Annotated in this window: 25 protein-coding genes and 1 pseudogene; 10 read left to right on the top strand and 16 right to left on the bottom strand. The window is 68.8% G+C overall.

The window, feature by feature from the left end:
* The first annotated feature begins 169 nt into the window (after positions 1–169).
* A complete protein-coding gene (locus ACIBX3_RS58730) occupies positions 170–2,920 on the top strand; it encodes an ATP-binding protein (RefSeq protein WP_397129564.1) in 2,751 nt (916 codons plus the stop codon).
* Positions 2,921–2,994: 74 nt separating this feature from the next.
* Here ACIBX3_RS58730 and ACIBX3_RS58725 read toward each other — a convergent pair whose 3' ends face one another.
* Together ACIBX3_RS58725 and ACIBX3_RS58720 are read right to left on the bottom strand one after the other, a co-directional pair.
* Positions 2,995–3,306, bottom strand: coding sequence for a Tn3 family transposase (locus tag ACIBX3_RS58725; protein ID WP_397129574.1), 312 nt, complete (start codon positions 3,304–3,306; stop codon positions 2,995–2,997).
* 60 nt (positions 3,307–3,366) lie between these two features.
* Complete coding sequence (locus ACIBX3_RS58720; RefSeq protein ID WP_397129576.1) at positions 3,367–3,513, bottom strand: hypothetical protein; 147 nt, start codon at positions 3,511–3,513, stop codon at positions 3,367–3,369.
* On the opposite strand from ACIBX3_RS58720, the gene ACIBX3_RS58715 reads away from it, so the two are divergent.
* The 3 genes from ACIBX3_RS58715 (at position 3,492) to ACIBX3_RS58705 (ending at position 5,127) form a co-directional block, all read left to right on the top strand.
* Entirely contained in the window at positions 3,492–3,653 is a 162-nt protein-coding gene (locus ACIBX3_RS58715) for a hypothetical protein (RefSeq protein WP_397129563.1), read from the top strand. The genes ACIBX3_RS58720 and ACIBX3_RS58715 overlap by 22 nt on opposite strands.
* Positions 3,654–3,751: 98 nt before the next feature.
* On the top strand, positions 3,752–4,510 hold the full coding sequence (locus ACIBX3_RS58710; RefSeq protein ID WP_397129562.1) for a dienelactone hydrolase family protein: 759 nt from the start codon (positions 3,752–3,754) through the stop codon (positions 4,508–4,510).
* A 389-nt stretch (positions 4,511–4,899) separates the two neighbouring features.
* Positions 4,900–5,127: a hypothetical protein gene (locus ACIBX3_RS58705; protein ID WP_397129561.1), complete on the top strand. Its 228-nt coding sequence runs from the start codon at positions 4,900–4,902 to the stop codon at positions 5,125–5,127.
* Positions 5,128–5,332: 205 nt separating this feature from the next.
* Here the strand turns inward: ACIBX3_RS58705 and ACIBX3_RS58700 are convergent, their stop codons facing one another.
* Positions 5,333–5,791: a MarR family winged helix-turn-helix transcriptional regulator gene (locus ACIBX3_RS58700; RefSeq protein ID WP_397129560.1), complete on the bottom strand. Its 459-nt coding sequence runs from the start codon at positions 5,789–5,791 to the stop codon at positions 5,333–5,335.
* Positions 5,792–5,854: 63 nt separating this feature from the next.
* Here ACIBX3_RS58700 and ACIBX3_RS58695 point away from each other — a divergent pair, with 63 nt between their 5' ends.
* Positions 5,855–6,223, top strand: a complete 369-nt coding sequence (locus ACIBX3_RS58695) for a VOC family protein (protein ID WP_153262873.1) — start codon at positions 5,855–5,857, stop codon at positions 6,221–6,223.
* 184 nt (positions 6,224–6,407) lie between these two features.
* Positions 6,408–6,635, top strand: a pseudogene (locus tag ACIBX3_RS58690) (ISL3 family transposase); the annotation flags it as partial.
* An 81-nt stretch (positions 6,636–6,716) separates the two neighbouring features.
* Here ACIBX3_RS58690 and ACIBX3_RS58685 read toward each other — a convergent pair.
* The 4 genes from ACIBX3_RS58685 to ACIBX3_RS58670 all read right to left on the bottom strand — a co-directional run bounded on the left by ACIBX3_RS58685 (position 6,717) and on the right by ACIBX3_RS58670 (position 11,269).
* A complete protein-coding gene (locus tag ACIBX3_RS58685; RefSeq protein WP_397129559.1) occupies positions 6,717–8,336 on the bottom strand; it encodes a carboxylesterase/lipase family protein in 1,620 nt (539 codons plus the stop codon).
* 169 nt (positions 8,337–8,505) lie between these two features.
* Entirely contained in the window at positions 8,506–9,438 is a 933-nt protein-coding gene (locus tag ACIBX3_RS58680; protein ID WP_397129558.1) for an aldo/keto reductase, read from the bottom strand.
* Positions 9,439–9,561: 123 nt separating this feature from the next.
* A complete protein-coding gene (locus ACIBX3_RS58675; RefSeq protein WP_397129556.1) occupies positions 9,562–10,143 on the bottom strand; it encodes a sugar-binding domain-containing protein in 582 nt (193 codons plus the stop codon).
* Positions 10,144–10,801: 658 nt separating this feature from the next.
* Positions 10,802–11,269 carry a substrate-binding domain-containing protein gene (locus ACIBX3_RS58670; RefSeq protein ID WP_397129555.1) on the bottom strand — a complete coding sequence of 156 codons (468 nt, stop codon included), beginning with the start codon at positions 11,267–11,269 and terminating at the stop codon, positions 10,802–10,804.
* A gap of 71 nt (positions 11,270–11,340) precedes the next feature.
* On the opposite strand from ACIBX3_RS58670, the gene ACIBX3_RS58665 reads away from it, so the two are divergent.
* A complete protein-coding gene (locus tag ACIBX3_RS58665) occupies positions 11,341–11,793 on the top strand; it encodes an extracellular solute-binding protein (RefSeq protein WP_397129573.1) in 453 nt (150 codons plus the stop codon).
* A 1,273-nt stretch (positions 11,794–13,066) separates the two neighbouring features.
* Here ACIBX3_RS58665 and ACIBX3_RS58660 read toward each other — a convergent pair.
* Both ACIBX3_RS58660 and ACIBX3_RS58655 read right to left on the bottom strand, forming a co-directional pair.
* Entirely contained in the window at positions 13,067–14,422 is a 1,356-nt protein-coding gene (locus tag ACIBX3_RS58660) for an FAD-binding oxidoreductase (protein WP_397129553.1), read from the bottom strand.
* Between the two features lie 104 nt (positions 14,423–14,526).
* A complete protein-coding gene (locus tag ACIBX3_RS58655; RefSeq protein ID WP_397129552.1) occupies positions 14,527–17,835 on the bottom strand; it encodes a BTAD domain-containing putative transcriptional regulator in 3,309 nt (1,102 codons plus the stop codon).
* 273 nt (positions 17,836–18,108) lie between these two features.
* Between ACIBX3_RS58655 and ACIBX3_RS58650 the strand changes: the two genes are divergently transcribed.
* Positions 18,109–18,771 carry a hemerythrin domain-containing protein gene (locus tag ACIBX3_RS58650; protein WP_397129551.1) on the top strand — a complete coding sequence of 221 codons (663 nt, stop codon included), beginning with the start codon at positions 18,109–18,111 and terminating at the stop codon, positions 18,769–18,771.
* Positions 18,772–18,887: 116 nt separating this feature from the next.
* On the opposite strand, the gene ACIBX3_RS58645 is transcribed toward ACIBX3_RS58650, so the two are convergent.
* The 5 genes from ACIBX3_RS58645 to ACIBX3_RS58625 all read right to left on the bottom strand — a co-directional run bounded on the left by ACIBX3_RS58645 (position 18,888) and on the right by ACIBX3_RS58625 (position 21,340).
* Positions 18,888–19,151: a hypothetical protein gene (locus tag ACIBX3_RS58645; protein WP_397129550.1), complete on the bottom strand. Its 264-nt coding sequence runs from the start codon at positions 19,149–19,151 to the stop codon at positions 18,888–18,890.
* On the bottom strand, positions 19,148–19,456 hold the full coding sequence (locus ACIBX3_RS58640) for a hypothetical protein (protein WP_397129549.1): 309 nt from the start codon (positions 19,454–19,456) through the stop codon (positions 19,148–19,150). Before ACIBX3_RS58640 ends, ACIBX3_RS58645 begins: the two co-directional genes overlap by 4 nt.
* 99 nt (positions 19,457–19,555) lie before the next feature.
* Entirely contained in the window at positions 19,556–20,245 is a 690-nt protein-coding gene (locus ACIBX3_RS58635) for a TetR/AcrR family transcriptional regulator (RefSeq protein ID WP_397129548.1), read from the bottom strand.
* A gap of 2 nt (positions 20,246–20,247) precedes the next feature.
* Positions 20,248–20,856, bottom strand: a complete 609-nt coding sequence (locus ACIBX3_RS58630) for a family 1 glycosylhydrolase (protein ID WP_397129546.1) — start codon at positions 20,854–20,856, stop codon at positions 20,248–20,250.
* Positions 20,795–21,340, bottom strand: a complete 546-nt coding sequence (locus ACIBX3_RS58625) for a glycoside hydrolase family 1 protein (protein WP_397129545.1) — start codon at positions 21,338–21,340, stop codon at positions 20,795–20,797. Before ACIBX3_RS58625 ends, ACIBX3_RS58630 begins: the two co-directional genes overlap by 62 nt.
* 414 nt (positions 21,341–21,754) lie before the next feature.
* Here ACIBX3_RS58625 and ACIBX3_RS58620 point away from each other — a divergent pair, with 414 nt between their 5' ends.
* Positions 21,755–22,795, top strand: coding sequence for a LacI family DNA-binding transcriptional regulator (locus tag ACIBX3_RS58620; RefSeq protein WP_397129544.1), 1,041 nt, complete (start codon positions 21,755–21,757; stop codon positions 22,793–22,795).
* A gap of 291 nt (positions 22,796–23,086) precedes the next feature.
* Entirely contained in the window at positions 23,087–23,872 is a 786-nt protein-coding gene (locus tag ACIBX3_RS58615; RefSeq protein ID WP_397129543.1) for an IclR family transcriptional regulator, read from the top strand.
* Between the two features lie 210 nt (positions 23,873–24,082).
* Here ACIBX3_RS58615 and ACIBX3_RS58610 read toward each other — a convergent pair whose 3' ends face one another.
* Together ACIBX3_RS58610 and fdhA are read right to left on the bottom strand one after the other, a co-directional pair.
* Positions 24,083–24,253 carry an aldehyde dehydrogenase family protein gene (locus ACIBX3_RS58610; protein WP_397129542.1) on the bottom strand — a complete coding sequence of 57 codons (171 nt, stop codon included), beginning with the start codon at positions 24,251–24,253 and terminating at the stop codon, positions 24,083–24,085.
* A 29-nt stretch (positions 24,254–24,282) separates the two neighbouring features.
* Entirely contained in the window at positions 24,283–25,497 is a 1,215-nt protein-coding gene (fdhA, locus tag ACIBX3_RS58605) for a formaldehyde dehydrogenase, glutathione-independent (protein WP_397129540.1), read from the bottom strand.
* Positions 25,498–25,597 lie beyond the last annotated feature (100 nt).

Below are 25,597 nucleotides of genomic sequence, written 5' to 3'. Positions count from 1 at the left end.
GTGACCTCCGAAACCGTCGTGGTGATGTCGACGTCACCACCTTGCGCCCGACCGGCTGCCGCGCTGAACCGTGGCGTCCACCGAAGCACCACCGAGGCATTACCGAAGCACCGCCGAGCGACCGCGCACCCGCTACCGGCCGCACCGGCGGATGCGCCATCCTGGGGTGATGGAAGGCGAGATCTCCCCGAGGGAAGCCGAGGTCCTGGCAGCTGTCGGTAAGCACCTGTCCAACGCGCAGATCGCCGGCCGCCTGCAGCTTTCGGTGCGGACCGTGGAAAGCCACGTGGCGTCCCTTCTGCGCAAGTACGGCGTCGCCGACCGGCGGGCCCTCGCGGCGCACGCCGCTCTCCGGGCCGTCCGGCCAGGCGAGATCAGCCGCTTGCCCGCCGGCCGTACGAGCTTCATCGGCAGAAGCGACGAGCGCGACGCCGCCCTCACCGCGCTGGCGGAGTCGCGCCTGGTCACGCTGCTCGGCCCGGGCGGGGTGGGCAAGACGCGGCTGGCGACGGTGGTGGCCGACGCGTATCCCGACGGCGGCGCGTTCGTCGACCTGGTCCCGGCCCGCGCCGGGCATGTCGTCCAGGCGCTGGCCGCCGCGCTCGGGGTGTCGGAGCACCCGCCGAGGCCGCTTGAGCACACCGTGCTGGAACGGCTCGCCCCCGGACGGGCCCTGCTCGTCATGGACAACTGCGAGCACCTGATCGAGGAGGCCGGCGCGCTGATCGACCGCGTCCTGTCCCGCTGCCCGGAGGTCCGCGTGCTGGCGACCACCAGGGAACGGCTGAGCGTGATGGGGGAACGGGTCATCCCGATCTCTCCGCTTCCGCTGCACACCGACGCGCGCCGGCTGTTCCTCGACCGCGCACGTGCGATCGAGCCCGGCTTCGACGCCCCTCCCGAGCTCATCGACGACCTGTGCGCCAGGCTCGACGGCATGCCGCTGGCCATCGAGTTGGCCGCGGCGCGCGCCGGATCCCTGGGTACGGCGGGGCTGCTGTCCGCGATCGAGGACCGGCCGCGCCTCCTGTCGGGCGGTCGGGGTCCGGATACGCGTCACCGATCGCTGCGGGCGGTGCTCGGCTGGAGCCACGAGCTGCTGGACGACGAGGAGCGGGCCGTGTTCCGGCGCCTGTCGATCTTCTCCGGCGCCTTCGACCTGGACGCCGCCGCGGCCGTCTGCTCGGGCATGCCGCTCGCGGAGGTGGCCGACGTGGTGGGACGGCTGGCCGACAAGAGCATGGTGGCCCGCCACGGCGACCGGTGGCGGCTGCTGGACACCGTACGCGCCTACGCCGGCGAGCAGCTCACCCTGTCGGCAGACCTGACCGCAACGCGCGCGGCACGATTGTCATGGGCGGCGAACACGGCGGCCCGCCTCGAAGAACTACCGGCCACATTCGACCGCGTGGCCGAAGAGCTGCGCGCGGCCCTGATGGAAGCCGACGATCCGCCCGAGTCGGGCGGGGCAGCGCACCGCCTTGCCCGGTCGCTGGCCCGGCTGACGTTCGGGAGAGGCGCGTTCACCGAGGCGCGAGCCCACTACGCGGCGGCCGCCCGGCATGCGGGCGACGTGGCCGAGGCGTTCCGTGACCTCCGGGACGCCGCCCAGGCCGCGGTGGGCGTGGCCGACGAAAGCGCCGCGTACGCGCTGATGATGGAGGCCGCTGCCCGCGCCCGCGAAGCCGTCCCGCCGCGCCCCGATCTGCTCACTGCAGCGCTCGCCCACGCGGTGATCATCGCAGTGCGCTACCGATCAGGGGCCAAGGAGTCCTGCAAACGCCAGGCCGACCTGCTGGCGGAAGCACTCCCCACGGCAGACCCGCACGCCTCTGCCCTCCTCCTGACCGCGCGCGCCTGGCACGAGACCGGAGTCGGCCCTGCCCGTCAGGCTGTCGACGCCGCCCGCGCCACCGGCGACGACGCGCTGCTGCTCGGTGCCCTCGACGCCCTGGCCACCGCGACGGCCCGGGCTGGCAACACGCGGGAGGCGCACCGCATCGGCCAGGAACGACTCGGCCTCATCACCACCCTGCCCGCCGGCGACCCCGCGTCCACGGCGGAGACCATCGATGCCTTCCACGCCGCCAGCAGCGCCGCGATCGCCGTCGGCAACCTGCCCGCGGCGCGCACCATCCAGCAGCGGTCCCGGACGGAGGATCCCATCGGCGCTCACCCCTACATCGCGGCGCCGCGGCTCGTCCGGGTGCTGGCATTGACCGGCCGCTTCGACGAAGCCCTCGCACACGCGGAGACCATGTGGAACGGCTGGCGCGCCGACGGCTCCCCGCAGATGGCCTGGATGTCCTCCGCGGTGGCCATGGCCGCGTTGGTTCATGGACTGCGGCGATCCGACCGGTTCGAGCTCTGGCGTGCTCGGGCAACGGAGACGTCCGGCTGTTCCGACCCGGCCGACTCGCCCGACCTCGCAGCGTGCATGGCGTTCGTCGACGCCAGGACCGCCGTGCACACCGGCCGCTTCGACGATGCCGAGGCGCTGGTCGAGCGGGCGTTCGCCGACTTCGCCGAACCTTGGTGGGCGGCCTACGCGCGGGCCGCGGGAGCCGAGCTCTCCGTAGCCGCCGGGCTGCCGGACCGCCGGGCTCGCCTCGCCGAGGCGGCACCCTTCGCGGCCCAGAACGACTGGGCCGCCGCCTGCCTGGCCCGTGCCGAGGCCGAGGACGCCGCCGAGCTGACTGCCGCCACGGCACGGTGGGAACGCATCGACGCGGTTTTCGAGCGAGCGTGCACCCTGGCCCTGATCCCGGCCCGCACGCCCGAGGCCGGCGCAGCCCTCCAAGCCCTGGCCACCCATGCCCCGGCCGCTCGCCTGAACCTTGCGGGCCAGCGCGTCGGCCGCTTTCTCCACGGTAGCCGCGAGCTCGGATGGCCGTCTCGCCGAAGCAGTGGGGAAACCTGACACTTTCCCGCCACCTCGCTCCCCCGGTTCCCGAGCCCCTCCGACGACGACCGGGACCAGCCTGGGGGCACCTATCACGCATCGCCGAGCGAGCCGAGAGCACCGATGCTCAGCCGGGCGTTCAGGTCGAGGCGTACCTCGCCGTACGGGCGCACGTGCAGCCAGAACAGCAAGGTCAGGCCGCGCCGGTCGACGGGGGTGAGCAATGCGGCCCACTCGGGTTCGGCGAGCACGTCCTGCAACATCAGAGTGTTGACGTAGACCAGGCCGGCCTGCAGGATGCGCAGGCACAGCGCCGTCATCTCGACCTCTTCGCGCCGGTTGGTGGAGATCTCGCCGCCGCCAACGCGGTGCTCTGCTACGGTCCCATCACGATCTGCAGGCAGCGATGAGCTCCTCGGTGACCTTGCGCTCGGCCCGGGCGCCGACCCGGTGGATTGTGGCGATCAGCAGGTCACCAGGTTGTCGGTGACCTCGCGCTCCCGCCCGGCCAGCAGCGCGGCGAGCAAAGTGACGGTGGCGTCCGGCGCGTTGCGGGCCCGCCGGCGCCGGGCGTAGCGGGGAGGAACTGGTGAAGAAGACGCGGGTAGCACAGTTCCTTCGCGCGGTTCCTGGTTACGGACCGGCGAGGGTCGCGGCGCTGATGGCCGTGCCGGGGGTGGCTGAGAAGCACCGGATCGGCCGACTGACCGAGCAACAGCGGGAGCGTCTGCTGCGGGCGCCGGCCGGCTGATCGCCGAAGATCAGCCGAGCGCCGGCCTCATCTGCACCGGCCCGGCCGCCCGGATAATTGACTCGCCTCGTCAGCGGGAATGCCGATGTAATCCCGCCATGCGCATCACCTCAGAAACGTTCGCTGACGGCATCCGCGAACAGCTCTTCACTATCGGAGACATCCCCGGGGTGCTCTGGACGCCCGCCGAGGGCTCCGGTCCCCGTCCGCTGGTCTTGATCGGACACGGCGGCGGCCAGCACAAGAAGGGAGGGGAGGTCGTCTCCCGGGCCTTCCCCTACGTCACCTCCTGCGGCTTCGCGGTCGCCGCGATCGACGCGCCAGGTACCGGCGACAGGCCGGAGCACCCGCAGATCCGGCGGCTCGTCGCGCTCATCCAGGAACGAGAGGCCGCGGGCGAGCCCTTCGGCCCGGCGTGGCCCGCCCTCAACGAAACCGTGGCGGCGCAGCTCATACCCGACTGGCAGACCACCCTGGACGCGCTCCAGAAACTGGACTCCGTCGGCGACAGCCAGCCCGTCGGGTACTACGGCCTGTCCCAGGCCGGTGAGATGGGCATCCGCCTCGTCGCGGCCGAACCTCGGATCACAGCTGCGGTCCTCGGCCTCATCGGAAGCGACTGGCTCACCGACACCGCGGCGCGGATCACGATCCCGGTCGAGTTCGTGCTGCAGTGGGACGATGAAGGCAATCCGCGGGACTCAGTCATGAAGCTGTTCGACGCACTCGGCTCCGCCGAGAAGACCCTGCACGCCAACCCCGGCAGCCACTTTCGAGTCCCGTCCTTCGAAATCGACAGCTCGATCCGATTCTTCGCCCGGCACCTGGGTAGCCCTGGCACCGCGAGCAGCTCCTGACACCACCGGCGCCACGCCGGGGTCGTGGTCATATCCGGCCGAGATTTCCCGCTTGCTGTCTGGCCGCTGTTCTCGGAAGTGCTGAGCCGGCCGTACGCGACCCTCAGGACCTCGTTCTCGGAAGTCCCGGTTGTGAGCGCTTCCGAGAACACGGTCTTCGCGGAAGCTGCTGGCCTGTGTCGACGGCCGGTAGCGGGAATTTCCGGACGGATATGACCGCGACCCCCTACCGGCCTGCGCAAGCCGTGGCCGCCGATGGGCCGGTGTCTTGGGTGGTCGATGAGGACCTCGGGCTGCATGCACGGCAGACGGGCAAGGCGAGGCGCGATAACGGTCAATAAGCGCCAAACCGGGGCGTGTGGCTCAATGAGCACGGGATACGGCACGATGTGCGACTTCGGGTCTGGCGTCCTCGCCGACGTTCTGCAGCAAGGGCCGCCGCGCGGAGCGTCCCGCTGGCGCTGCGTACGCCGCGGGCGGCGATCTGGTGGATCGGGCTGTCGCTGCTGCTGGTCGGCGGCACGGTGGGCGGGGTGGCCTGGTGGCTGCTGGCCGGAATGCCGCTACCGGGCCGATCAGGCGGGCACGCGCAACGAGAGGCGCTCGGTCCACGCTAAGGATCATGTCACCGGCCGCCATACGGTGTGCAGGAAACTGCACACGCTGGCGCCACTGATCGTTCCCCTAGTCCCCGAGGGCCGTCACCGGCGCCGGGGTGCCGGGTCGAACGGCCGCAAGATCCAGAGCAGTCGGTTTTCGAGGTCGCCAGCACGGATTTCACGCTCGGCATCCGAGCGCGACGAGACGTGCGCCGGGAACGAGCTATGCACCGTCGTTGCCATCGCCCAGGGAATGGATCATGCTCCGCAGGATCCGGAACGCGTCTGACTGTTCGGTCTCGGTCATGCCGGCCAGCATTCTGACCTCGACGGACCGGACCGCTACGGTCGCCTTCTCGAGGCTCCGTCGGCCGCGAGGCGTGAGCCGCGTGGGAAGAACCTTCCCGACGGGTGCCTCCGCAGGCCTGGTCACGTAGCCGTCTCGTTCCAGGGCCTGGAGCAGCACGTTCATCGTCTGCCGGGTCACGAACGCGCCCCGCGCGAGCTCGGAGTTCGACAAGCCCGGTCGTTGAGCCAGCAGCTCGAGGCAGGAGTAGTGCGTCACGCTCATCCCGAGCGGCCGCAGCACCTCCTCCATGGCAGCGCGGAGGGCGCTCGACGCCTCTTTCAGCAGGTAGCCCAGTGACGTCTCCAGGTCGACGCCGACACCGTTTTGACTCATGTCAGTATTCTGACATATCTTCGCCTGTGTCAGAAAACTGACACGAAGAGAAGGAGTATCATCATGCCCGCCACCGGCCCCGACTTCATCTCGCTCCAAGCGCGCGACCTCGACGCTTCGCAGGCGTTCTACGAGCAGTACCTCGGCCTCGTCCGCTCGCAGACCGGACCTCCGCACGCCGTCGTCTTCGAGACGAAGCCGATCGCGTTCGCACTCCGCGACATCGTTCCCGGCACCGATCTCGCATCCGCTGCTCAACCCGGCATCGGTGCCGCGATCTGGCTCCACGCCACAGACGTCCAAGCCATTCACGATGCTCTGGTCGCCGACGGCCACACCATCGTCTCCGCACCGATCGACGGCCCCTTCGGTCGGACATTCACCTTCGCCGACCCCGACGGCTACCAGATCACTCTCCACGATCGCGCCTGACAGGCCAAACGCCACCGGACGATCACCGGCCCCCAAAGACCGAGGTTGCGCCCGAGGCTCGAGAATCCAGGCAACGTTTGTTCACCCAGGGTGATCACTTTTCCGGCTCTTCACACGCGGGGTGGACGGACTGTGACGTCGAGGCCGGGCGGTCATGGTTCGGCGCGTCGAGGGCCCGATAGAGGTCGCCTGCCGTGTCGTTGAACCTGACCAGTGGTGCCGGCGCTGCGGGTCGCAGGGATCGCCGCGGGACACCGTGGCCAGGCGCCTTGCTCACGAGCCGTTCGGGTGGCGTCCCACGACGCTGCCGGTCACGATCCGCCGTTACCGGTGCGGCGGCTGCGGGCACGTGTGGCGCCAGGACACCACCCGTGCCGCCGAGCCACGAGCGAAGCTCTCGCGCCGCGGGCTGGCCGCGGCAAGGGCGTCGGCGCGGGCGTGCCACCCTCGGCTGGGTCTTCTGGTTACACGGCACGGCGAGTACGTAGGCGACTCAGTCGCGGTTTTGCCAGAACAGCCTTTCGTCCTTGTCCGGATCGTTGACGATCTTGCATTCGGCGTCGAGCCACATGGTGGCACGGTTCTTCAGGGTGTAGGCGGGCCATGTAGGCACGTCTTTCGCGGTGGGACGGCCCTTGCGGGCGAAGCCCGCCCACAGTCCGCTCATGTGCCGCGCGGTCGCCAGCCGCCCCGGCGACTGATCTGCGTAGAGGAAGAAGTCAAGGTTCTTGTCGGTGTTGGCGAATTTGAGGTTGATGTCTGATGCGTGCGGCGAGCCGAGGGGGAAGTCGGTGCCGGGCACCAGGGTCGGGTTCTTGTAGGCGAGCTGGTACATGTACACGGGCGCGGCGCGCTGCGCCACCTTCGCTTCCGCGAGCTTTATCGCGTCGCGCCAGATCGGCGAGGTGGTGATCGCGAAGTAGAGCTGTGCCGGCGTCGCGTCGGGCCGCGAGGTGCGGAACGTGTTGATGATCTGGTCGAGCTCGGCGCCCTGATACGTGCTACTGAGCCTGCTGCGTAGGCCGGCCTCGTCGATGCGGAAGATGTCGGGCGGCCCGAAGAGACTGAAGAACACCGTCTCATCGCGGCATGTGCCGCACATCAGCGGCTTGCCGGCAGAGAAGGACGCGACGCCATCGGCGAAGGGGTGCCGCGGGATGATGGCGCCGTCGACGAAGGCGCCGAAGCCAGGGAGCGGGTCGGGGTCGCCCCAAGGCGCGACGCCGTTCGCGGCTTCGGACTGCTGGATCTGCAGCAGCCTCTCGGCCGGAATCTCATGCAGCTTGCGAATGTCCACCGTGGTCAGTCCCAATAGCTCGAGCGTGCGCTTAGCCCGAGCGGTAGCGCCTTCGCGGGTAGGGAAGCGCAGCGGCGCGGCGCTTTCGATCGAGGCCTTGTGGAACAGCGGCGCGGCGGCCGGCATGGTGTAGATGGCCGCGGTCTTGGCGCCGCCGCCGCTCTCGCCCCAGACCATGATGTTGTCGGGGTCGCCCCCGAAGTTTTCGATGTTCTCCCTGGTCCAGCGCAGCGCCGCGAGGATGTCCAGCATCCCCTGGTTGGCGGCGTAGTCGCCGCCTGCCAGATCGCCCAGAAACAGGTAGCCCAACAGGCCGAGCCGGTGGTTGGACTCGACCACCACCACGTCGTACAGCTGCGCCAGACGGGTGCCGTCCTGCCCCGTGGCCGAGCCGGAGCCGATCATGTAGCCGCCGCCGTGGTTGTAGAACATCACCGGCCGGCGCTCGCAGTCCGCGGCGGGGGTCCAGATGTTGAGGTAGAGGCAGTCTTCGGAGGGTGCCGGCATCCGGCCATTGCCGTTGGGGCCCATCTCGTTACCCGCCGCCTGGAACGCCGGGTTCGGAAAGGCCACCGTGTCGCGCACGCCGGACCACCGTCGGGGCGGCCTCGGGGCCTTGAATCGGAGTTCGCCGAGCGGCGGGGTGGCGTAGGGAACGCCGAGAAACTTGACGATGCCGTCCTCGCGTCTCCCGCGCACCTTGCCGTAACGGGTTGCCGCCTCGTCCGTCCTCTCAGTGCCCCGCAAGAGTGCCGGGAACGGCACGGCCATGCCGGCCACGGATAGCGACCGGCCTATCATCGTCCTGCGGTTCATCCCAGAACTTTCCATCAGACCTCCTCCTTCGGGAGAGCGCATATGGTGTGCGCTCTGGAATTCCTGGCGCAGCCAACCTGTTTCTCGAGCCTGGCTCCCCAGTTCCGCGGCGGGCCGACCACAACAAGAAGTGGTCCGGGGCTGCTGGCGATACAGCCGGACGTCGTGCTCACGAGAGCCAGACTTCTTCGGGCGCAGGGTGAATCTGGTGCCACAGCGAGTCCGGAATCGGATGCTGGGCGTGCTGGACCGTCTGCTCGACTCGCTCTGGCCGGGTGATGCCGACGACGGTCGATGTGATGCGGGAATCACGCATGGAGAACTGCAGCGCTGCGGCGGCCAGTGGTACGTCATGCCGGTCGCATACGGCCTGGACCCGTTCGGCCGCCTCGATGATCTGCGGCGGCGCGGATCCGTAAAAGTAGCGGTCGGTGTGGTTCGGGCCTTTGGCGAGCAGGCCGCTGGCGAACGGTGCGGCGTTGACGGCGGCGACTCCGGCGGCCGCGCAGTCGTCCAGCAGCGGCCCTGCCGACCGGTCCAGCAGCGTGAACCGGTTGTGCGTGATGACCACCTCGAACACCCCGGTGTCCACATACCGGCGCAGTAGCTCGATGGGACCGCCGGCGACGCCGAGGTGGCCGATGACGCCGTCCGCCTGGAGTTCGCGCATGGCCTGGACCGGCCCGCCGGGTGCTGTGGCCTCCGAGAAGGAGATACGCTCCGGGTCGTGCAGGTAGACCAGCGGCAGGTGGTCCAGATCCAGCCGTTCCCGGCTCTCCCGCACGGAGGCGTGTACCCGTCGGCCGGAGAAGTCGCCGGTCGAGTCCGGGTCCACTTTGGTCGCTACCAGGAAACCGTCGGGCACGCCGCCGAGTTCGCGTAGGACGGTGCCGATCAGGCGCTCGCTGGAGCCGTTCTGGCCGTACTCGTTCGAGGTGTCGAGGAAGGTGATCGGTCCTTGGAACACCCGGCGCAGCGTTTCCAGCGCCGTGTGTTCTGCCACCTCGTAGCCGTAGGTCTTTGGGTTGCTGCCGAGCGCGCTGGTGCCCACGCACAGCTCGGTCACGTGCAGCCCGGTTTTGCCGAGTGTGCGGATTCGCATGTCTGCTCCTTGTGCCATGACTATGCCTCTGCGGTGGAGAGGATCAGGACGTCTGACGCGGCGAGGGTGAGCGCGGTGCCGGTGACGAGGTCGCCGGCACCACACCGCGCGTTCATGGCGGCTTCATGCCGGGACACGGGCGCCGCTCACGGGCGGCACGGCAGGTCGTGACGGACGGCCAAGTCCGGCCGAGTAGGTCTGTGTCTTGGTGCCGTCCTCGGATGGGACGGTGATCGTGGTTGTTCCCGGTAACGAGGCGGGTTGTTGGATGGCCACGCCGTCGAACTCCAGCGAGATCCGCTTGCCGGTCATCGACTTCGGCAGCGTAAACGTCCTGCGGTACCAGCCCGGACCACCCGGCGCCCAGCCGCTGCCCGCGTCAGTCCCGGCGCCGGCGACGTTGGTTCTGGGCAGCTCGATGCTCCAGTCGTGCGGCACGTCAAGCGTGCGCCACGCCGAGTCGTCGTACCCCACGGACGCCGCCTCCGCGTACGCCCCCGTTGGATCGGTTGTGTCCGCGGAGTTGACCAGTGCGAACCGCCAGTCCTTGTTGAACGACCGGCTCCGTTCGTGCCCGCTGTAGGTATCGCCGGCGGCCTCGGCCGGAGACGTTCCGGTGCCGGCAAGCAAGGCCAGCATCACCGCACAAACGGCGAGCAGCGCCATCCTGCGCGGCGTCCGCAACATGTTCATGTGAACACTCATCTTCACCTCCGACCTTCACGCGGGTCTGGGGGTGGGCTTATGACTGGACGAGAGATGTCAGCGAAGAGGTGTCGAGGTCGGGGCCGGCCCGGCTGTGGGACGGCGTTCCGGCGGGGTCCGATCGCGTACCTGCGGGCTGCGCGAACGGGCGAAACTTGTCACCCTGCGGTGCCGCAGGCGACCGGCCGTCGCACAAGCGACCCGTCGCAGCGCTAGATCGCGACGGGCATCCAGGCGGCTCAGGCATGCGGAGAGAGGACGACACGACACCCTCCGGAAGATTGAAACGTTTTACGCGGGAGTGATGGTCGTTAACGTAGGCGTATCGGTGAGGGCGGTCAAGGGGTCCTTGGGAAACGATTCCTAGCGAGATCCCTGCTAGAGGGCGGCGGAGTACGTTCATTGGCGGTCTGCGCAGGTAACATTACCCATCGGTGTTGATCAGGGCACCGGGCGCCGCCGTGCGAGGCTCCCGAGCGTGACAACGGCGACATGGCGTACCTACTGGACTGGAACTCTGGGCAGACTGACCAGGATCGCGCTGTCTGTGCAAGACGCTGACCTGGCGCTCACCAATGAGAGCTTGGCCGGGCCGGCGTTTCTGTAGCCGGCTCGCGGCGGAAGTGGTGAGTGGCACGGGCGGTGGTCGACTGGGGCGTCAGGTGTGCCGCTGGGCGCTGGGTGGGGCTGTGGTACGGCGGGTGACCAGGGTGGGGGTGAGCTTGATCTGCGCGGCGGGCCGGTTGCGGTCGGCGATGCGATCGAGCAGGAGGCGGGCGGCGTTGGCGCCGATCTGGTAGCCGGCCTGGTCGACGCTGGTCAGAGAGATGAGCCGGAAGGCGGCGAAGGTCGTGTTGTCGTAGCCGGCGACGGAGATGTCCTCGGGGACGCGCAGGCCGGCTTCGGCGATCGCGTCGAGCGCGCCCAAGGCGACGATGTCCGCGCCGGCGAAGATGGCGGTCGGCCGCTCGGGGCGCGCGAGGAGTTGCTGGGTGCCGAGATAGCCGCCTTCCTGGGTGTAGCTGGTGGAGGCGATGTCGATGTGGTCGGCCAGGCCCCGGGCGCGCATGCTGCACAACGACACCCCGTTCACCGGCCGTTTCGAGTGCTCCGACCCGATGGTCAACCAGCGCTTCCGGTATCTGGAGGTCGACGGCTATCCGGGCGAGTTGTCCGCATCGGACGTGACCGCGCGGGATCCAGGGCAACTGGGTGGTGGCCCTGCTCAAGGGCAAGAACCCGAACGGCACCTTCGTGCTGAAGTCGCTGCCGGCCACCGACGACCCGGCAACGTTCATCATGCCCGCCGCGGCCGGCGCCGGCTACGGCGTCAACGCCAAGGCCAAGAACAAGGAACTGGCGATCAAGTTCGTCGATTTCATCATGTCGCCTGAAGGCATGACCGTGTTCAACAAGAAGCAGGGCAGCCTCCCATCGGTTCCGGACACCGGGTACACGGGCGACCCGTCCCTGGCCGAACTCCAGAAGTACATCGGCGAGGGCCGGACCGTGCCGTTCATGGACCAGCTCTGGCCCAACCCCAAGGTCGCGGACAACATGATCACCGGAATCCAGGAGATCTTCACCAACCAGTCCACTCCGGACAAGGTTCTCAAAACTATGGACGCCGACTACAAGGCCGGCTCATAACCCACTCGCACCGCTCCCCGCCCCGCCGGTGCTGCCACCACCGGCGGGGCCACCCCACCCAGGCGCCACAGGGCCCACCGCACCCCGCGCACACGGGTGCGGCGGGGCCGCCCCACGGCAGCACCAGCACGACGGATCAGACGCAGGAAGCACGCCGGCGCCTGAAGGGTGGCCGGCGGCAAGGGAGGCACCAGTGTCAACCCCCAGGTATCGCCGGCGCGTGCCGGCGGGAGTAGGGGTGTGCGTGACCCTGGCGTCGCAGGCGTTGACCTCTGCGCCCGCATCCGGGCACGGAACCGGACAGCCCAACGTGCACGTAGTGAACCTCCAGGTCGACGGCCGGTACGACGAGCCGCTCGGCATCGACAACACCAAACCGACCTTCGGGTGGCGTCGGGCAACGGGAACGTTTCAATGAACCGCTCCGGTATCGGACGGCCGTCCAGCAGGCCATACCCGAAAGGCCCGGCGTCGTCCCGGTTCGCTAACGCGGCCTGGCGTTCCAGCACCGGCCGAATCAGCGCCCGCCCCGGATCGGCGGCAGCCAAGTCCTCCACGCGTTGCCCCTGAATGAGCAGACAGTGAAGGTAGGCGGCGCGAGTGCCGGCCGGCACGGTGTCGATCAACTTGTCGCCGACCTGATGGCGCCACCGAACGTGGCCGCTGGACCCGCAGCCGATGGCAATGTGGACGTCGCCCACGCGCCACACCGCCCTGCTGTCGCGGCCACGCCACCGCCGCGACAGCAGCGGGCGCCAGAAGGTCATCGGCCGCGATAGACCACTCCCGGCGCAGCGTCATCAATGCCGACGTCATGGCCTCGACCGCCTCCACTGGACTCGCGTCAGGCGGCAGCTGCGCCAACGTCTCGGCGACACGCTCAGCAGCGCGGGCACCGCCGCTCATCCCGCCGAAATCGCGGCCGGACTTGTCGATGACGCCATCGATCAACGCCACGCAGTAGTCGATCATCTTCAGGCGCAAGCGTGAGCGAAAGCACGTCATGCAGACAGGTGTGGCGGCACGGCCATTCCGCACAGATCAGAGCCGCCGAGCAAGCTCACGGCAGCCGCCCATCGGGGCATGGAGCTCTAAGCCGAGCTTCGTTGATGCCTTTCGAATCACCACGCGCCCAGGAGATCAAATCCGCCGATGACTTCCGACCGGCGACCGGATGGAGGGGTTCGGATCGGTGCCCAGGCGCGCATGACGGACTCCTTGACGGGATCACCGTGTTGCGGATCCCGTGCCGCACGCCGGAAGGCCACAGTCGTCAGGCGAGGACGGGGAAGTTGCTGCGGAAGACTCCGCCGGGGTCGCGACGGCGCTTGATGTCGCGCAGTCTGGCCAGCTCGTCCTCGGGGAACGCCGCCGCGGCCCTTTCCTCCTCCCCCAGGAAGGTGAACGGCTTGCGGCCACTCGTATACGGTGCCATCGCCTCCGACACGGCGACCTGGCGTTCCTTCACCGCGGTCGCGAGCTCGGGCGTGGCGGGCACGCCGAGCATGCCCAGCACGTACGGCTCGGCGATGTGCCCGCACGCCCCCGCGGTAGGGGTGGCGCGGCCGAACGCGCCGCCGAGATGGCGCACCTGTACGAAGAGCAACGGCCCGACGGTTTCGCGCCCGGCGGCCGACAGCAGGGTCGCCGCCGCCTCGTCCCCGAATTCGGCCAGCAACTGCGCGGAGTACATCATCGGCATGGGCTCGGTCGGCTCAGCGCAGATGGTGCCCAGCTCGTCCACAGGCAGCGGCCCGCGGGTATCGAGGATACTCCCGGCGATCCGCTCCAGCGGTCGCGTCAGCGCCTGACCGGTGGCCGGCTCGCCCAGGAAGGCGACGTCCACGGCGACCGCGGCCATGCCGCGCAGCGGCGGCGGCAGCTCCTCCAGCGGAGGGAATTGGAACAGGGTGAACCACAGGCTCAGCTCATCCGGCGCCTCGGCGGTGATCTCGCGGAAGGCCGACATGACCTCCTCCGCGCGGCTGATCGGCCACAGGCAGCGGCCCCCGTACAGGCTCGGCGCCGGATAGAGGTCGATCTCCATCGCGGTCACCATCGCGAAGTCACCGCCGCCGCCGCGCAGCGCCCAGAACAGCTCGGGGTCTGAGTCCGCCGTGACTCGTGCCCGCGCCCCGCTGGCGTCCACGATGTCCAGGGCGCGCACGCTGTTGGCGGCCAGGCCGTGCGCGCGCCCGAACCAGCTGAGCCCACCCCCGAGGGTGAAGCCCGTCGCGCAGACCACGGGGGAACTGCCGGCCAGCCCGGTGAGCCCGTGCTTGGCCGCCGCGGCCAGCACCTCGCCCCACTTGGCGCCCGCCTCGACCCGGGCCAGCCGCTCCTGCGGCCGGATCTCCACACCGCACATCCGGCCGGTGCGCACAAGGATCTGTCCGTCCAGGCCGGACGACGCGCCGTGTCCCGTCGGCTGGACGGCGACGCCGAGGCCCACCGATGCCGCGTAGGCGACGAGGGCCGCCGCGTCTGCCGCGTCCTCGACCTCGACCACGGCGCGGACCCGCTGGTCGACGACGCGGTTCCAGGGCAGGCCGGCGGCCTCGAAGCCCGCGTCGCCGGGGACCAGGACCTCTCCACGCACCGCACGCCGGAGAGCTGCATGATCGATCATGATTGTCCCTTTCATTCGCTGTTCGGCCCTATGGTGCGTTGGGCCAGTTGCGAACGTCATGGAAGGGACTTGAGATGGGGCCGGCTGTCCGGCAGGTGTGTGGGTCAGTGGCGCAGATCGTGGCAGCGCCTGAGTGCCTCGCGTTCCCAAAGCGGCGCTTCCCAGCGACGCGCGACCTCGACCGCATGGGCGAAGTGCCCGGCCGCCTCCTCGTCGCGCCCGAGAAGGAGGGCGAGTTCGCCCAGCGAGTGCGCCACCGGGCGCATCACCACCGACAGGGCCGCGCCTCCGGCCAACACGTCGCGGAGCGGGAGAAGCATCTCCATGAGATCCTCGGCCTCGGCACGCTCGCCCAGCGCGACCACGGCCATCGTGCGCAGCGTGGCGAACACGGACTGATAGAAGTCCCGGCGCAGGGGCGGGAGATCGGCGCGCACGGCCCTGGCCTCGTCCAGCCGTCCGGCGGCGGCCAGGGAAAGAGCCAGCGCGTCGGCGACGAACGGGCCCGCGGACTCGTACATTCTCCGCAGCATCGGCTCGAACTCGTCGATCCGGCCCTCGCTGATCCGGATGCTGATCATCGCAAGCCCGTGGACGGTATGAGCGTGGATCGATCCGTCCCGCCGCATCTGCTCGTACACCGCGCCGTACAGTCTCTCGGCCTCGTCGAGTCGCCCGGCGATATGGGAGAGCATGGCCTGAGCACACATCGTGACGATCTGCCACTCCCGCATCTGGTACGTCCGTGCGAGCTTGGTGCCACGCTCGACCCGGGCCAGCAGCGCCTTCTTGTCGCCGCGGGCGCCCGCCACCGTGGCGAGGGTCAACTCGGCGAACCACCCGAAGGCGATCAGTTCGTGCTCTTTGGCCAGCGCGGCCAGCTGCTCGGCGAGGGCGGAGCGGAGGTCGGACTCGCGCTCGTAGTCGGCCTCCTTGATCAGGAGAGTGAGGCTCAGCGCCGTTGTCGCCGGGTCGTTGAGATCGCGTGCCAGTTCGGCCGCCTCGCGTGCCGCGGTGGCGCTCCGGGGGTCGCCTTCTCCGTTGAGCTCGCAGACGAATACTTCCAGGAGGCGGCACCGCGTGACCGGCTCCAGGTCGGTACGGCGGAGGAGCCGCGAGAGCAGGCCCAAGGCATGCGTGTCCACCACGCCATAGGGACGGGTCTGCCAGGGCGCGGCCTCGATCCATGACGTGCAGGCGGCCACCAGCAGCTCGTCCCTGCCGGACTTCTCGGCGATCCGGATGGCCCGTTGCCGCGTGGCGTGGGCCGTGGTGATGGCTCCGGCGCGGGCGTGCGCCCTGACGAGCATGCCGAGCAGCTCGACGCGCCGAGCGTCGTGGTCGCCCGGCTCGGTGACGCGCTCGAAGCAGTCCAGTGCCTGGGTCAGCTGTTCGACGGCCGTGTCGTGGGCGTATCGCCGGGTGGCGAGCTTCGCGGCCAGGACCGAATAGTGCACGGCCGGCGCTGCCGTGGCCGATGTCGCCGCCCGCGCGTAGTGGTAGGCGAGGGCGGTCGGCTCGTCCGGGTGGAGCGCCCGTAGCGCGTCCGCGGCCCGCGCGTGCATGCGCGTCCGCCGTACCTGGGAAAGATCCTGGTAGAGCGTGTCGCGCACGATGGCGTGCACGAACCTGACCCGCCCCGGTGACGGCTCCGTCAGCAGACCGGAGAACACTCCGGCCTCCAGCGCGTCGAGGACCCCGTCCTCGTCGCTGTCCGCGGCGTTGACCAGGGCCTCGACGTCCGCTTCGCGGCCGACTACCGCGGCCAGGCGCAGCACGCTCACCGCTGCCGCCGGAAGCCGCGCCAGGCGGCGACGCAGCACGTCCCGCACGCCCTGGGGCACCGTCGACAGCGTTCCCTCGCTGGCCAGCAGCCGTGCGGTCTCCCAGACATAGAACGGATTTCCGCCGGTGCGCTCGGCCAGCGAGGCGAGCGTCCGGTCATCCACGGGCCGGTCGCAGATGGACGTCACGAGCCTCTCGACGTCGCCCGCGGGCAGGCCGTCGAGCTGCAGCCGCATCGGGGAGTGCCGGGCGACCGCGGCGAGGAGGTCCTCCTGCGCTTCCGTGATGTCCGAGTGGCGGTAGGCGGCGATCAGCAGGATGCGGGCGTTGGCCAGCTGCTGGACAACCGCTCCGAGCAGGGCGAGGGTCTCCGCGTCGGCCCTGTGGAGATCATCCAGCACGATCGCCAGCGCACGACCCGATCCGTCCTGGACGATCGTGCGCAACCAGGCGCACACCGCACGATGGAGCCGGAAGCGTCCGGCCGAGGCGTCATCCTCGATCAGCGGCGCCTCGCCCAGAAGAGGGGACAGCGTCCTCTCGTGCTCACCCGGAGGAAAGCGATCCGCCAGCGGACGCAGGACCTCCAACCAGGCCCATGCCGGGGGCGCGCCTTCCGTCTCCGGACAGCGTCCCACGCTCACCAGCCATTTCGCGGGATCCAGGCCGTCTTGCAGGTGGTCCAGCAGCGCCGACTTTCCCGCCCCCGGCTCTCCCGTCAGGAGCGCGATCCTGCGCGTTCCGGCGAGCACGTCGCGTGCCGCCTCCGTGAGCGCGGCCAGCTCGCCCACCCGCCCCACGAACAGCGGCCTGGCGCCCGCGGTGTGCCGCGTGGCGTCCTCCGCAGGCGCGTCAGGCGAATCCGGTGGGGCCACACTGGCGGACCGCCGCGCGACGGAGGCATGAAGCACCTCCATGCGCTGGCCGAGAACGGCCTCCTCCAGCTCCACCAGCGCGGGCCCGGGATCGATGCCGACCTCGTCGGCCAGCGTGCGGCGGGCGCGGCGCAGCGCATTCAGCGCGTCGGCCTGGCGGTCGCTGCCCCACAAGGCCAGCGCGAGCAGCCGCCAGCCCTCTTCGCGCAGCGGTTGCTGACGGGTGAGCACTTCAGCCGCCGGAACGGCGTCGGCTGCGGGTGCGGACCGGAGCATCATCGTCACGAACAGCTCACGAGCGCTCAGCCTGAGTTCCTCCAGCCGTGCCACTTCGGCGACGGCCCACTCCTCGTCCGCCACCTCCGCGAACGCTCCTCCATTCCAAAGGCCCAGCGCGTCCGAGAGAAGAGACCGCGCGTGAGAGGGCTCGTCGTGAGCCCGCTCCCGCGCCGCGCGGACGAGCCGTTCGAACCGCCATGCGTCAACCGCGTCGTCGTCCAGCCGCACGGCGTACCCCGGGGCGGCGCTGACCAGCACACGAGCCAGAGCACGCGGCGGCCGGTCCGGCTCTACGGCACGCCGCAGGTGCGACACGTACGACTGAAGCGCCGCCGTGGCCCGGGGCGGAGGCTCGTCCCGCCACAAATCCTCGATCAGCCGATCCACGGACACGACGTCGCCTCTGGCGAGCACGAGCCGCACCAGGACCGCACGCTGGAGCGGCCCCCCGAGTTGGACGGGCGTTCCCTTCACATCAGCATGGAACGTGCCAAGCACTCGGATCCGGATCGTCACCGAACGAACCCGGCCGAACGTACAGAAGACCGGCTACCGGCCGAGGGCCGGTCGCACAACGCACCAGGAAACGCCCGTTTCGGGACAAAGATGAGCACGCAGAACATCGTAGGTGTCCCGGATCCATCTCCCAAGTGCTCCTCAAGACGAATCCAAGCGATCTGGAGAGAGTAGGCAGTGAGGACGGCTACCGAACGCCCGTCCGCACCCCCGGGAGGAGACATGACGGCCATGACAGATCAGGCACCGCCGAACGCTCACGACATGCGCATCGTCCACAGAGTGTTCCGCAGGGAGTCACGGACGCTGGCCGAAGCCGTCACCGCGGCGGGCCCACGAGACATCCCCCGCGCACGCGTCCTCGCCGCGCACTTCCGCGCCTACGCGCTGGTACTGCACCACCATCATTCGGCAGAGGACGACCTCCTCTGGCCCAAGTTGCTGGCGCGGGTGGACCTGGAGGCCGACCTGGTCCTGCACATGGAAGCACAGCACGAACAGCTCGCAGCCGGCTTGGAGAGGATCGGCGAACTGTTGTCCGACTGGGAGCAGACGGCGGCGGCCCAGGTCCGAGACGAGATCGCGCTGGCCCTCGTCGGTCACCGCGCCGCTCTGCTCGACCACCTTGACGAGGAGGAGACCCATGTCCTCCCCTTGCTCGAGCAGCACATCACCGTCGCGGAATGGGAGGAGATCCGCAACGCGTTCACCACCTTCCCCAGCGAAGGCAGAGCACCGTACCTTCTCGGCGCCCTCCTCGAAGAGGCCACCGCGGACGAACGCGCCCACCTCATCGGCGAACTACCCCTTTCCGCCCGCTTGGGCTGGCGATTCATCGGCCGCCACCGGTACGGCCGCCGGATGAGGCTGATCCGCGGTCAAGGCAGACCCTGAACACCCCCCATGTCACCGAGAACCCGCCCACCGCCGACACGCGATAGGCGGCACCAAGCGGCCATCATCGGACCCGAGGAATCGCCTCTCCTGAATGAGACGGCGGAATCATGCCTTCAGCCCACATGGCCGAGCAGACCCTGCAACCGTTCCCGGACGTACTGCTCGGTCTGTGCCGCATCGCGCTTGCCAACGTCGACGATCACCGGTCCTGAAATGTTCAGCGTCCGGCTAAGTGGCGACGGGGCCGACAGCCTCAGCAGGCGTCTTCGAACTCCATGTGTGATCTTGAGGAACCGAGAGATCGGTTCGAGATCAGAGAAGACGTTGGACAGCGAATCGCGAAGAGGGCGGTATAAGCACATGTCATCGCGGGTCAAGGGGTATGACGTTCTGATTTCACCATGACGAGCAGTCCCGCCGTAGTCAGCCCGCCGGCGTGCAGGCAGAGCGTTGGGGCAATGCCGAGCCGTTCGCCGAGCACGCCCGCCAGCGCCATCCCGAACAGCGCTCGCGGTGTGGCGTTCCCCGGGCGTGCGGCGAGCGCCAGACCGCCGGCGATCCCGCCGACTGCCTGCGCCGACAGGAACAGCCCGTACGCGTCCACTTTTCCGCCGAGCACATCGGCCACGAACGGTGCCGCGAGCGTCGCGAAGATGCCCCCGCCCAGTCCTGTGATCACCATGTATGCCACCAGCAGGCGCGCGCCGCGGTTCTTTCTGGCCGGCCCGCATCAGCAAAAGCTGTCCGCGCCCTGCCCGACGCTTCCCCGCAGCGCTCCCTGTCAAGGGTGAACGACCGGTGGAGTGGCCGCCGTGGTGTGGGTCGCGGTTTGGCCGAGCGTGCCGGCGGCCCACGTGCGCCATTGCTGCACGAGGTCGATCGTGGGGTCGCGCAGCCAGTGCAGTTGCAGTCCGTCGAGTACGGAGATGGTTTGCAGTGCGAGCTGCTCCGGCTCCGGGTGCCAGGCCTCAGCGCGTTCAGCGAGCGTGGCTATCGCCCGTTGCAGCCGGTCGTTGAAGAAGTCATGGGCGGGATGGACGGGGTCCAGCGACTCCGCGGACAGAACGGTGTAGAGGCGGATGATTTCCGGGCGTCGTGCGTTCCGCTGCACGAGCCGATCCACCGCCTCGACGTACTCGGCGGCGGTGCGCACGTGACGATCGGACGGGGAGACGGTATGGATGTCGACCTGGTCGCGCCAGTCGAGGACATCGAGCAGCAGCGCCTCCTTGGAGGGGAAGTAGTGCAGGACGGCCTGAACGGTGATGTCGAGGTGCTTGGCGACGTCGGCCAAAGTCAGCCCCCGGTAGCCCTTTTCCGCCAGCAGGGTCATCGTGGCTTCCAGGATCTCGGCGCGTCGTTGTTCGGGCTTGAGACGTCGTCGTGGCCGACTGCGACTCGCCTTGCCCGAGTTGGGTTCAGCCGGGGCGTTGGTGTTCGCCATCTGCTGGAGTCCGATCAGATCACTCATAGTCATTCTTCGAAGGTCAGTGTGCGGGTCGCGCACAGGCGCTGAAACCAAGACGCGGAGTCTTTCCAAACCCGGGCCATGTCGGCGGTGTCCACGCGGATGAGGCCGAATCGCGCGGTGTACGCCGCCGTCCACTCGTAGTTGTCCAGCAGGGACCAGACGTAGTAACCCCGGATGTCCACTCCGTCGGCGGCAGCGCGGAGAGCCTCCTGGAGAAAGCCGGCCAGGTAGGCGATCCGGTCGGCGTCGTGAACCCGGCCGTCGACCATCGTTTCAGCACGGTCGGCGTACCCGTTCTCAGTGACGTAGAGGGGGATGGTCAGGCCGTACTCGGTACGCAGCAGGCGGGCGGCGTCGCTGACGGCCCCCGGGTGGAATTCCTGGCCGTTGGCGAGGTAGTTCCCTCCCGGTAGCCGGTTTTCCTCGGGCGTCGTCCACCAGTACGGGTTGAAGTTCTGCGCGTCGACGACGACCCGTGAGTAGACATTGACGCCTAGGAAGTCGATGGGTTCGGCGGCCAGCGCGAAGTCGTCAGGCTGGACGGTGGGGTCAGTCCTTCGGCGTCGAGGCGGGCACGTAGACGGGGGCTCCAGCCGCAGCAATGGGCTCATTGAGCGTGGCCCACAACGGCACCCGGTCGCCGTACCGGTCGAAGGCCAGCGCCGCGTACTCCTCGAACCAGTCGATGACCTCGCGGTTGGGCCATCCACCACGGTCCTGCAGCGCCTGAGGAAGATCCCAGTGGTAGAGCGTGACGTTCGGCTGTATCCCGGCGGTCAGCAAAGCGTCGATGAGCCGGTCATAGAAGTCCACACCCGCCTGGTTGACCGGCCCGGTGCCCTCGGGCGGCAGCCGTGCCCAGCTCAGCGAGAACCGGTAGCTGTCCAGGCCGATGGCCTGCATGTGGCGGATGTCCTCGGCGAACCGGCGGTAGTGATCGACGCCATCGCGCCCGCTCACGCCACCTTCCGTCTTGCCCGGCAGAGAGGTGAACGTGTCCCAGATCGACGGGGCTTTGCCGTCTACGTTCCAGGCTCCCTCGATCTGGTAGGCACTTGTGGCAGCGCCGAGAACGAACCCATCGGGAAGGGGCATTTCCGGCAAAGTGCTCTCCTTCGAGTCTTGCGGTGGGCCGGCGTCGCGGGGGCAGGTGCGAACACGGCCAGCCACGAAGCGGTGGAGCCGGCAACGAGAGCAGCTTACCTACCGACGCTTAGATAAGGCCATACCTACTGTTCCTTAGATAGCGGGGACGCTAGGGCGTTGTCGGCCGTACCCCATTCACCACCCGATCGCCGCCCGGGATGGCCACCACGCTGAAGGAGTACGCAGAATCCGCCGCGCCAGCGCATAAACAAGAAGCCGAGACAGCCGTGTAACGTTTTCCAGAAAGTATCGCCGGACCTTAGGAGCTGATCCTTGGACGTTGAGGCAGGAACCGACGACCAGGTGCGAGAACCGATTACACTCCCGAGGTAACGCTTCCTGCCAGCTCTCCGGGGATGTCGAATGACAAAGGGCTCAGCACCGGCCCGGCGGGTCACCATCGTGGACGTCGCCGAGCACGCCCAGGTCTCCATCACCGCAGTCTCCAAGGTGCTGCGCAACGCCTACGGGGTCAGCCCGAAGATGCAGGCCCGGGTCCGTCAGGCCATCGCCGAGCTTGGCTACCGGCCCAACGCCGCCGCGCGGGGCATGCGCGGCCAGACCTACACCATCGGCGTGACGCTGCCGAACATCATCAACCCGTTCTTCGCCCAGATCCTCGACGGCCTCACCGAGCACCTCGCCGACACCGACTACCAGGTCCTGCTCGGGGCCTCCTGCAACGAGGAGAAAGCCGAAGCCAAGGTCACCCACGCCATGATCGACCGCAGCATGGACGGCCTGGTGCTCATCGCGCCGATCTCCTCACGCGCTTACCTCGAACAGGTCGCGAGCACCATGCCCACCATTGTCGTCGGACGGCACGGCCGCTCCCGCGCCTACGACACCGTCGCCGACGACGACTTCACCGGCGCCGCGCTCATCGTCGACCACCTGGCCGACCTCGGCCACCAGCGGATCGCCCACATCGACCACCACGAAACCGATCTCGACCGCCTCGCCGAGATGCCCAACGCCATCCGCGCCGCCGGATACCGACACGCCATGCACGCCCGCGGCCTGGCCGACCACATCGACATCGCCTCCACCAGCTACACCCAGGAAGGCGGCTATCTCGGCGCTCAGCAGCTGCTCGCCCGCCCGGTCCGCCCCACCGCCATCTTCGCCGGCGCTGACATCGTCGCCATGGGCGTCCTCGACGCCATCGCCGAGGCGGGCCTGCGCGTCCCCGAGGACATCTCCGTGGCCGGCTACGACAACACCACCTTCGCCGCCTTCCGCCCCATCTCCCTGACCAGCGTCGACCAAGCCGGCCGCCAGATCGGCGCCAACGCCGCCCGCCTGCTGCTGGACAGGATCGCCGACCAGACACGGCCGTCCACCCAGGTCAAGCTCTCCCCCACCCTCGTCACCCGCCGCACCACCGCTCCACCCGCCGGGTAAAGGCAAGGTCGAGAGTGATACGCATCCGCGGCTGAGGCGCTGCTCCAGGGTGATCATAGAGCGGTGGGCCGGTGGCTGCAGGAGACCGACGAACTCGGCGACGCGGTGGTGTGTGCGCACCCCGCGGGTCTGCGGGTCCTCGGCGATGTTCCCGACGGCGCCCGCGGTCGTGTGGATCGACGCACCCAGGATGGAGAGGCATAATACCAGAAAGGAGCAGATAGCCTCAAATCGACACGTTTAATTTGATAAATTTCGTCAGCGAGTAGACGACTCTGTATCTTGTCCAATGTGAGCGACGGGCGCAGGCAGGGGCGAGACACTTCGGTCCATTCGGTAGACAGGGCGATCTCGATTCTCCAAGTGCTCGCTCAGCGCCGCGTCGCCGGCGTCACGGAGATCTCCAACGAGATCTCCGTGCACAAGTCAACGGTGTCTCGGCTGATTGCCACTCTGGAGGCCAGAGGCCTGGTCGAGCAAGCCTCCACGCGAGGGGGGTACCGTCTGGCCTCCGGCGTCTTGCGTTTGGCCGAGGGAGTGGACCAGAACCACGATCTGACCGTGATCAGTCGCACCGTGTGCAACCGCCTCGCGGAGGAGTTGAAGGAGACCGTCATTGTCGCGGTGCATGAGGGCCGCACAGTGGTCAGTATCGACCAGGTAAACGGCTCGTCCTCGCTCACCATCGTGAACCGGGTCGGGCAGCGTCATCCTCTTCACCCGACTTCTGCCGGCAAGGTTTTTCTCGCGTACATGCCCCGCGCCGAATTGCAGACCTACCTCGACGCGGAGTTGACAGCTCTCACCCCGCACACGATCACCGATCCGGACGCTTTGGAGAGCGAACTGGAGACCGTGCGCAAGCACGGTTATGCCCGAGTCATCGAGGAACAGGAGATCGGACTCGCGGCCGTCGCGGCGCCGATCCGGGCTCACGACGGCCAGGTAGCCGCCGCCTTGGTGGTCTCCGGTCCCGCGTTCCGCATCGGCGAGGACACCATCCCCAACATCGCCGAACACCTGCTGTCGGCTGCCGCGGAGATCTCAGAGCGCAACGGGTATCCGAAGACCGGCTGACTCGCGCCTGTCCGACTTCAGCAGCAGGCCCGCCGTCGTGTCGTGTGGGCCATCGGTGACCTGTCGTAGCGGCGGACCTGGCACCGGATTGCGGCCCGCCGGCCGGGGACTCGGCCAGGAAACGAACAGGGGCGCCCGGCAGAGTGCTGCCGGGCGCCTCAGCGTTCGCGAGGGTTTGGAGCCAACCTGGCTCTGGTGACCGACGGGAGGTCAGCGGCCGTGATAGTGCATGACGTGCTTCGTACGCGAGTAGTCGTCGAGCGCGTAGATCGACAGGTCTCGCCCATACCCCGAGCCCTTGAAGCCTCCCCAGGGCACCTCGTTGGCAAGCACGAGGTGGGAGTTGACCCACACCGTGCCGGCGTCGAGCCGAGCGGCCACATCGTGGCTGCGGCCGCCGGCTGGACGGGTCAGGCGGCCACCATCCCGTGCGGATCGATGACGTACTTCTTCGCCGCGCCCTGGTCGAACTCTTGGTAGCCCTGCGGCGCCGCGTCGAGTCCGATCGTGACGGCGTTGACCGCCTTGGCGATGTGCGCCTTGTCGGCCAGGATGAGGTTCATCAGTCGCCGGTTGTAGCGCTTGACCGGGCACTGGCCGGTGGTGAACTCGTGCGACTTGGCCCAGCCGAGGCCCAGGCGCACGCCGATCTGCCCCACCTTGGCCGCGTCGTCGACCGCACCGGGGTCGCCCGTGACGTAGAGCCCCGGGATGCCGAGCGAGGCGCCGGCGCGAGCGACGGTCATCATGTCGTTGAGTACCGTCGCCGGAGCTTCGCCGGCCCCTGCCCCGTGTCCGCGAGCCTCGAAGCCCACCGCGTCGACGGCGGCGTCGACCTCCGGCTCGCCCACGATGTCCGCGATCATGTCGGCCAGGTTGTTGCCGCTGCTGAGGTCGACGGTCTCGCAGCCGAAGCTCCGGGCCTGCGTGAGCCGGTCGGCGTTCATGTCACCGACGATGACGACCGAGGCCCCCAGCAACTGCGCGGAGTACGCCGCGGCGAGGCCGACGGGTCCGGCGCCCGCGACGTACACGGTGGAGCCGGTGGTGACGCCGGCGGTGTAGGCGCCGTGGTAACCGGTCGGGAAGATGTCGGACAGCATCGTCAGGTCGAGGATCTTGGCCAACGCCGCGTCGCGGTCGGGGAACTTCAGGAGGTTGAAGTCCGCGAACGGCACCATGACGTACTCCGCCTGGCCGCCCAGCCATCCGCCCATGTCGACGTAGCCGTACGCCGCGCCGGCACGGGCCGGGTTGACGTTCAGGCAGATCCCGGTCTTGCCCTCGTTGCACATCCGACAGCGCCCGCAGGCGATGTTGAACGGCACCGAGCAGATGTCGCCCTCTTTGACGAAAAGGACGTCGTCACCCACCTCGACCACTTCGCCGGTGATCTCGTGGCCCAGCGTCTGGCCGATCGGGGCCGTCGTACGGCCGCGGACCATGTGCTGGTCGCTGCCACAGATATTGGTGGTGACCAGTTTCAGTACGACGGCGTGCGGCGCGGCCTTCTTGATGCCCAGCCCTTTCACCACGTCGTCGGGGAGCTCTAGCTTGGGATAGTCGATCTTCTCGATGCCGACCTTCCCAGGCCCCTGGTAGACCACGACCTTGTTGCCTGCCATGTGCGGTGACTCCGTCCTGCTCCTGGATGTGAAGCGAGTTTCCGGCGTGCGTGGCGGGCGTCGTCACATGACTCCCGCCTGGTGTGTGAACCGCTGGCCC

This window comes from Nonomuraea sp. NPDC049480 (assembly GCF_044465905.1).
GTDB lineage: Bacteria > Actinomycetota > Actinomycetes > Streptosporangiales > Streptosporangiaceae > Nonomuraea.
The sequence above is the reverse complement of the archived record's forward strand: the minus strand, read 5'-3'. Positions and strand labels throughout refer to the sequence as shown.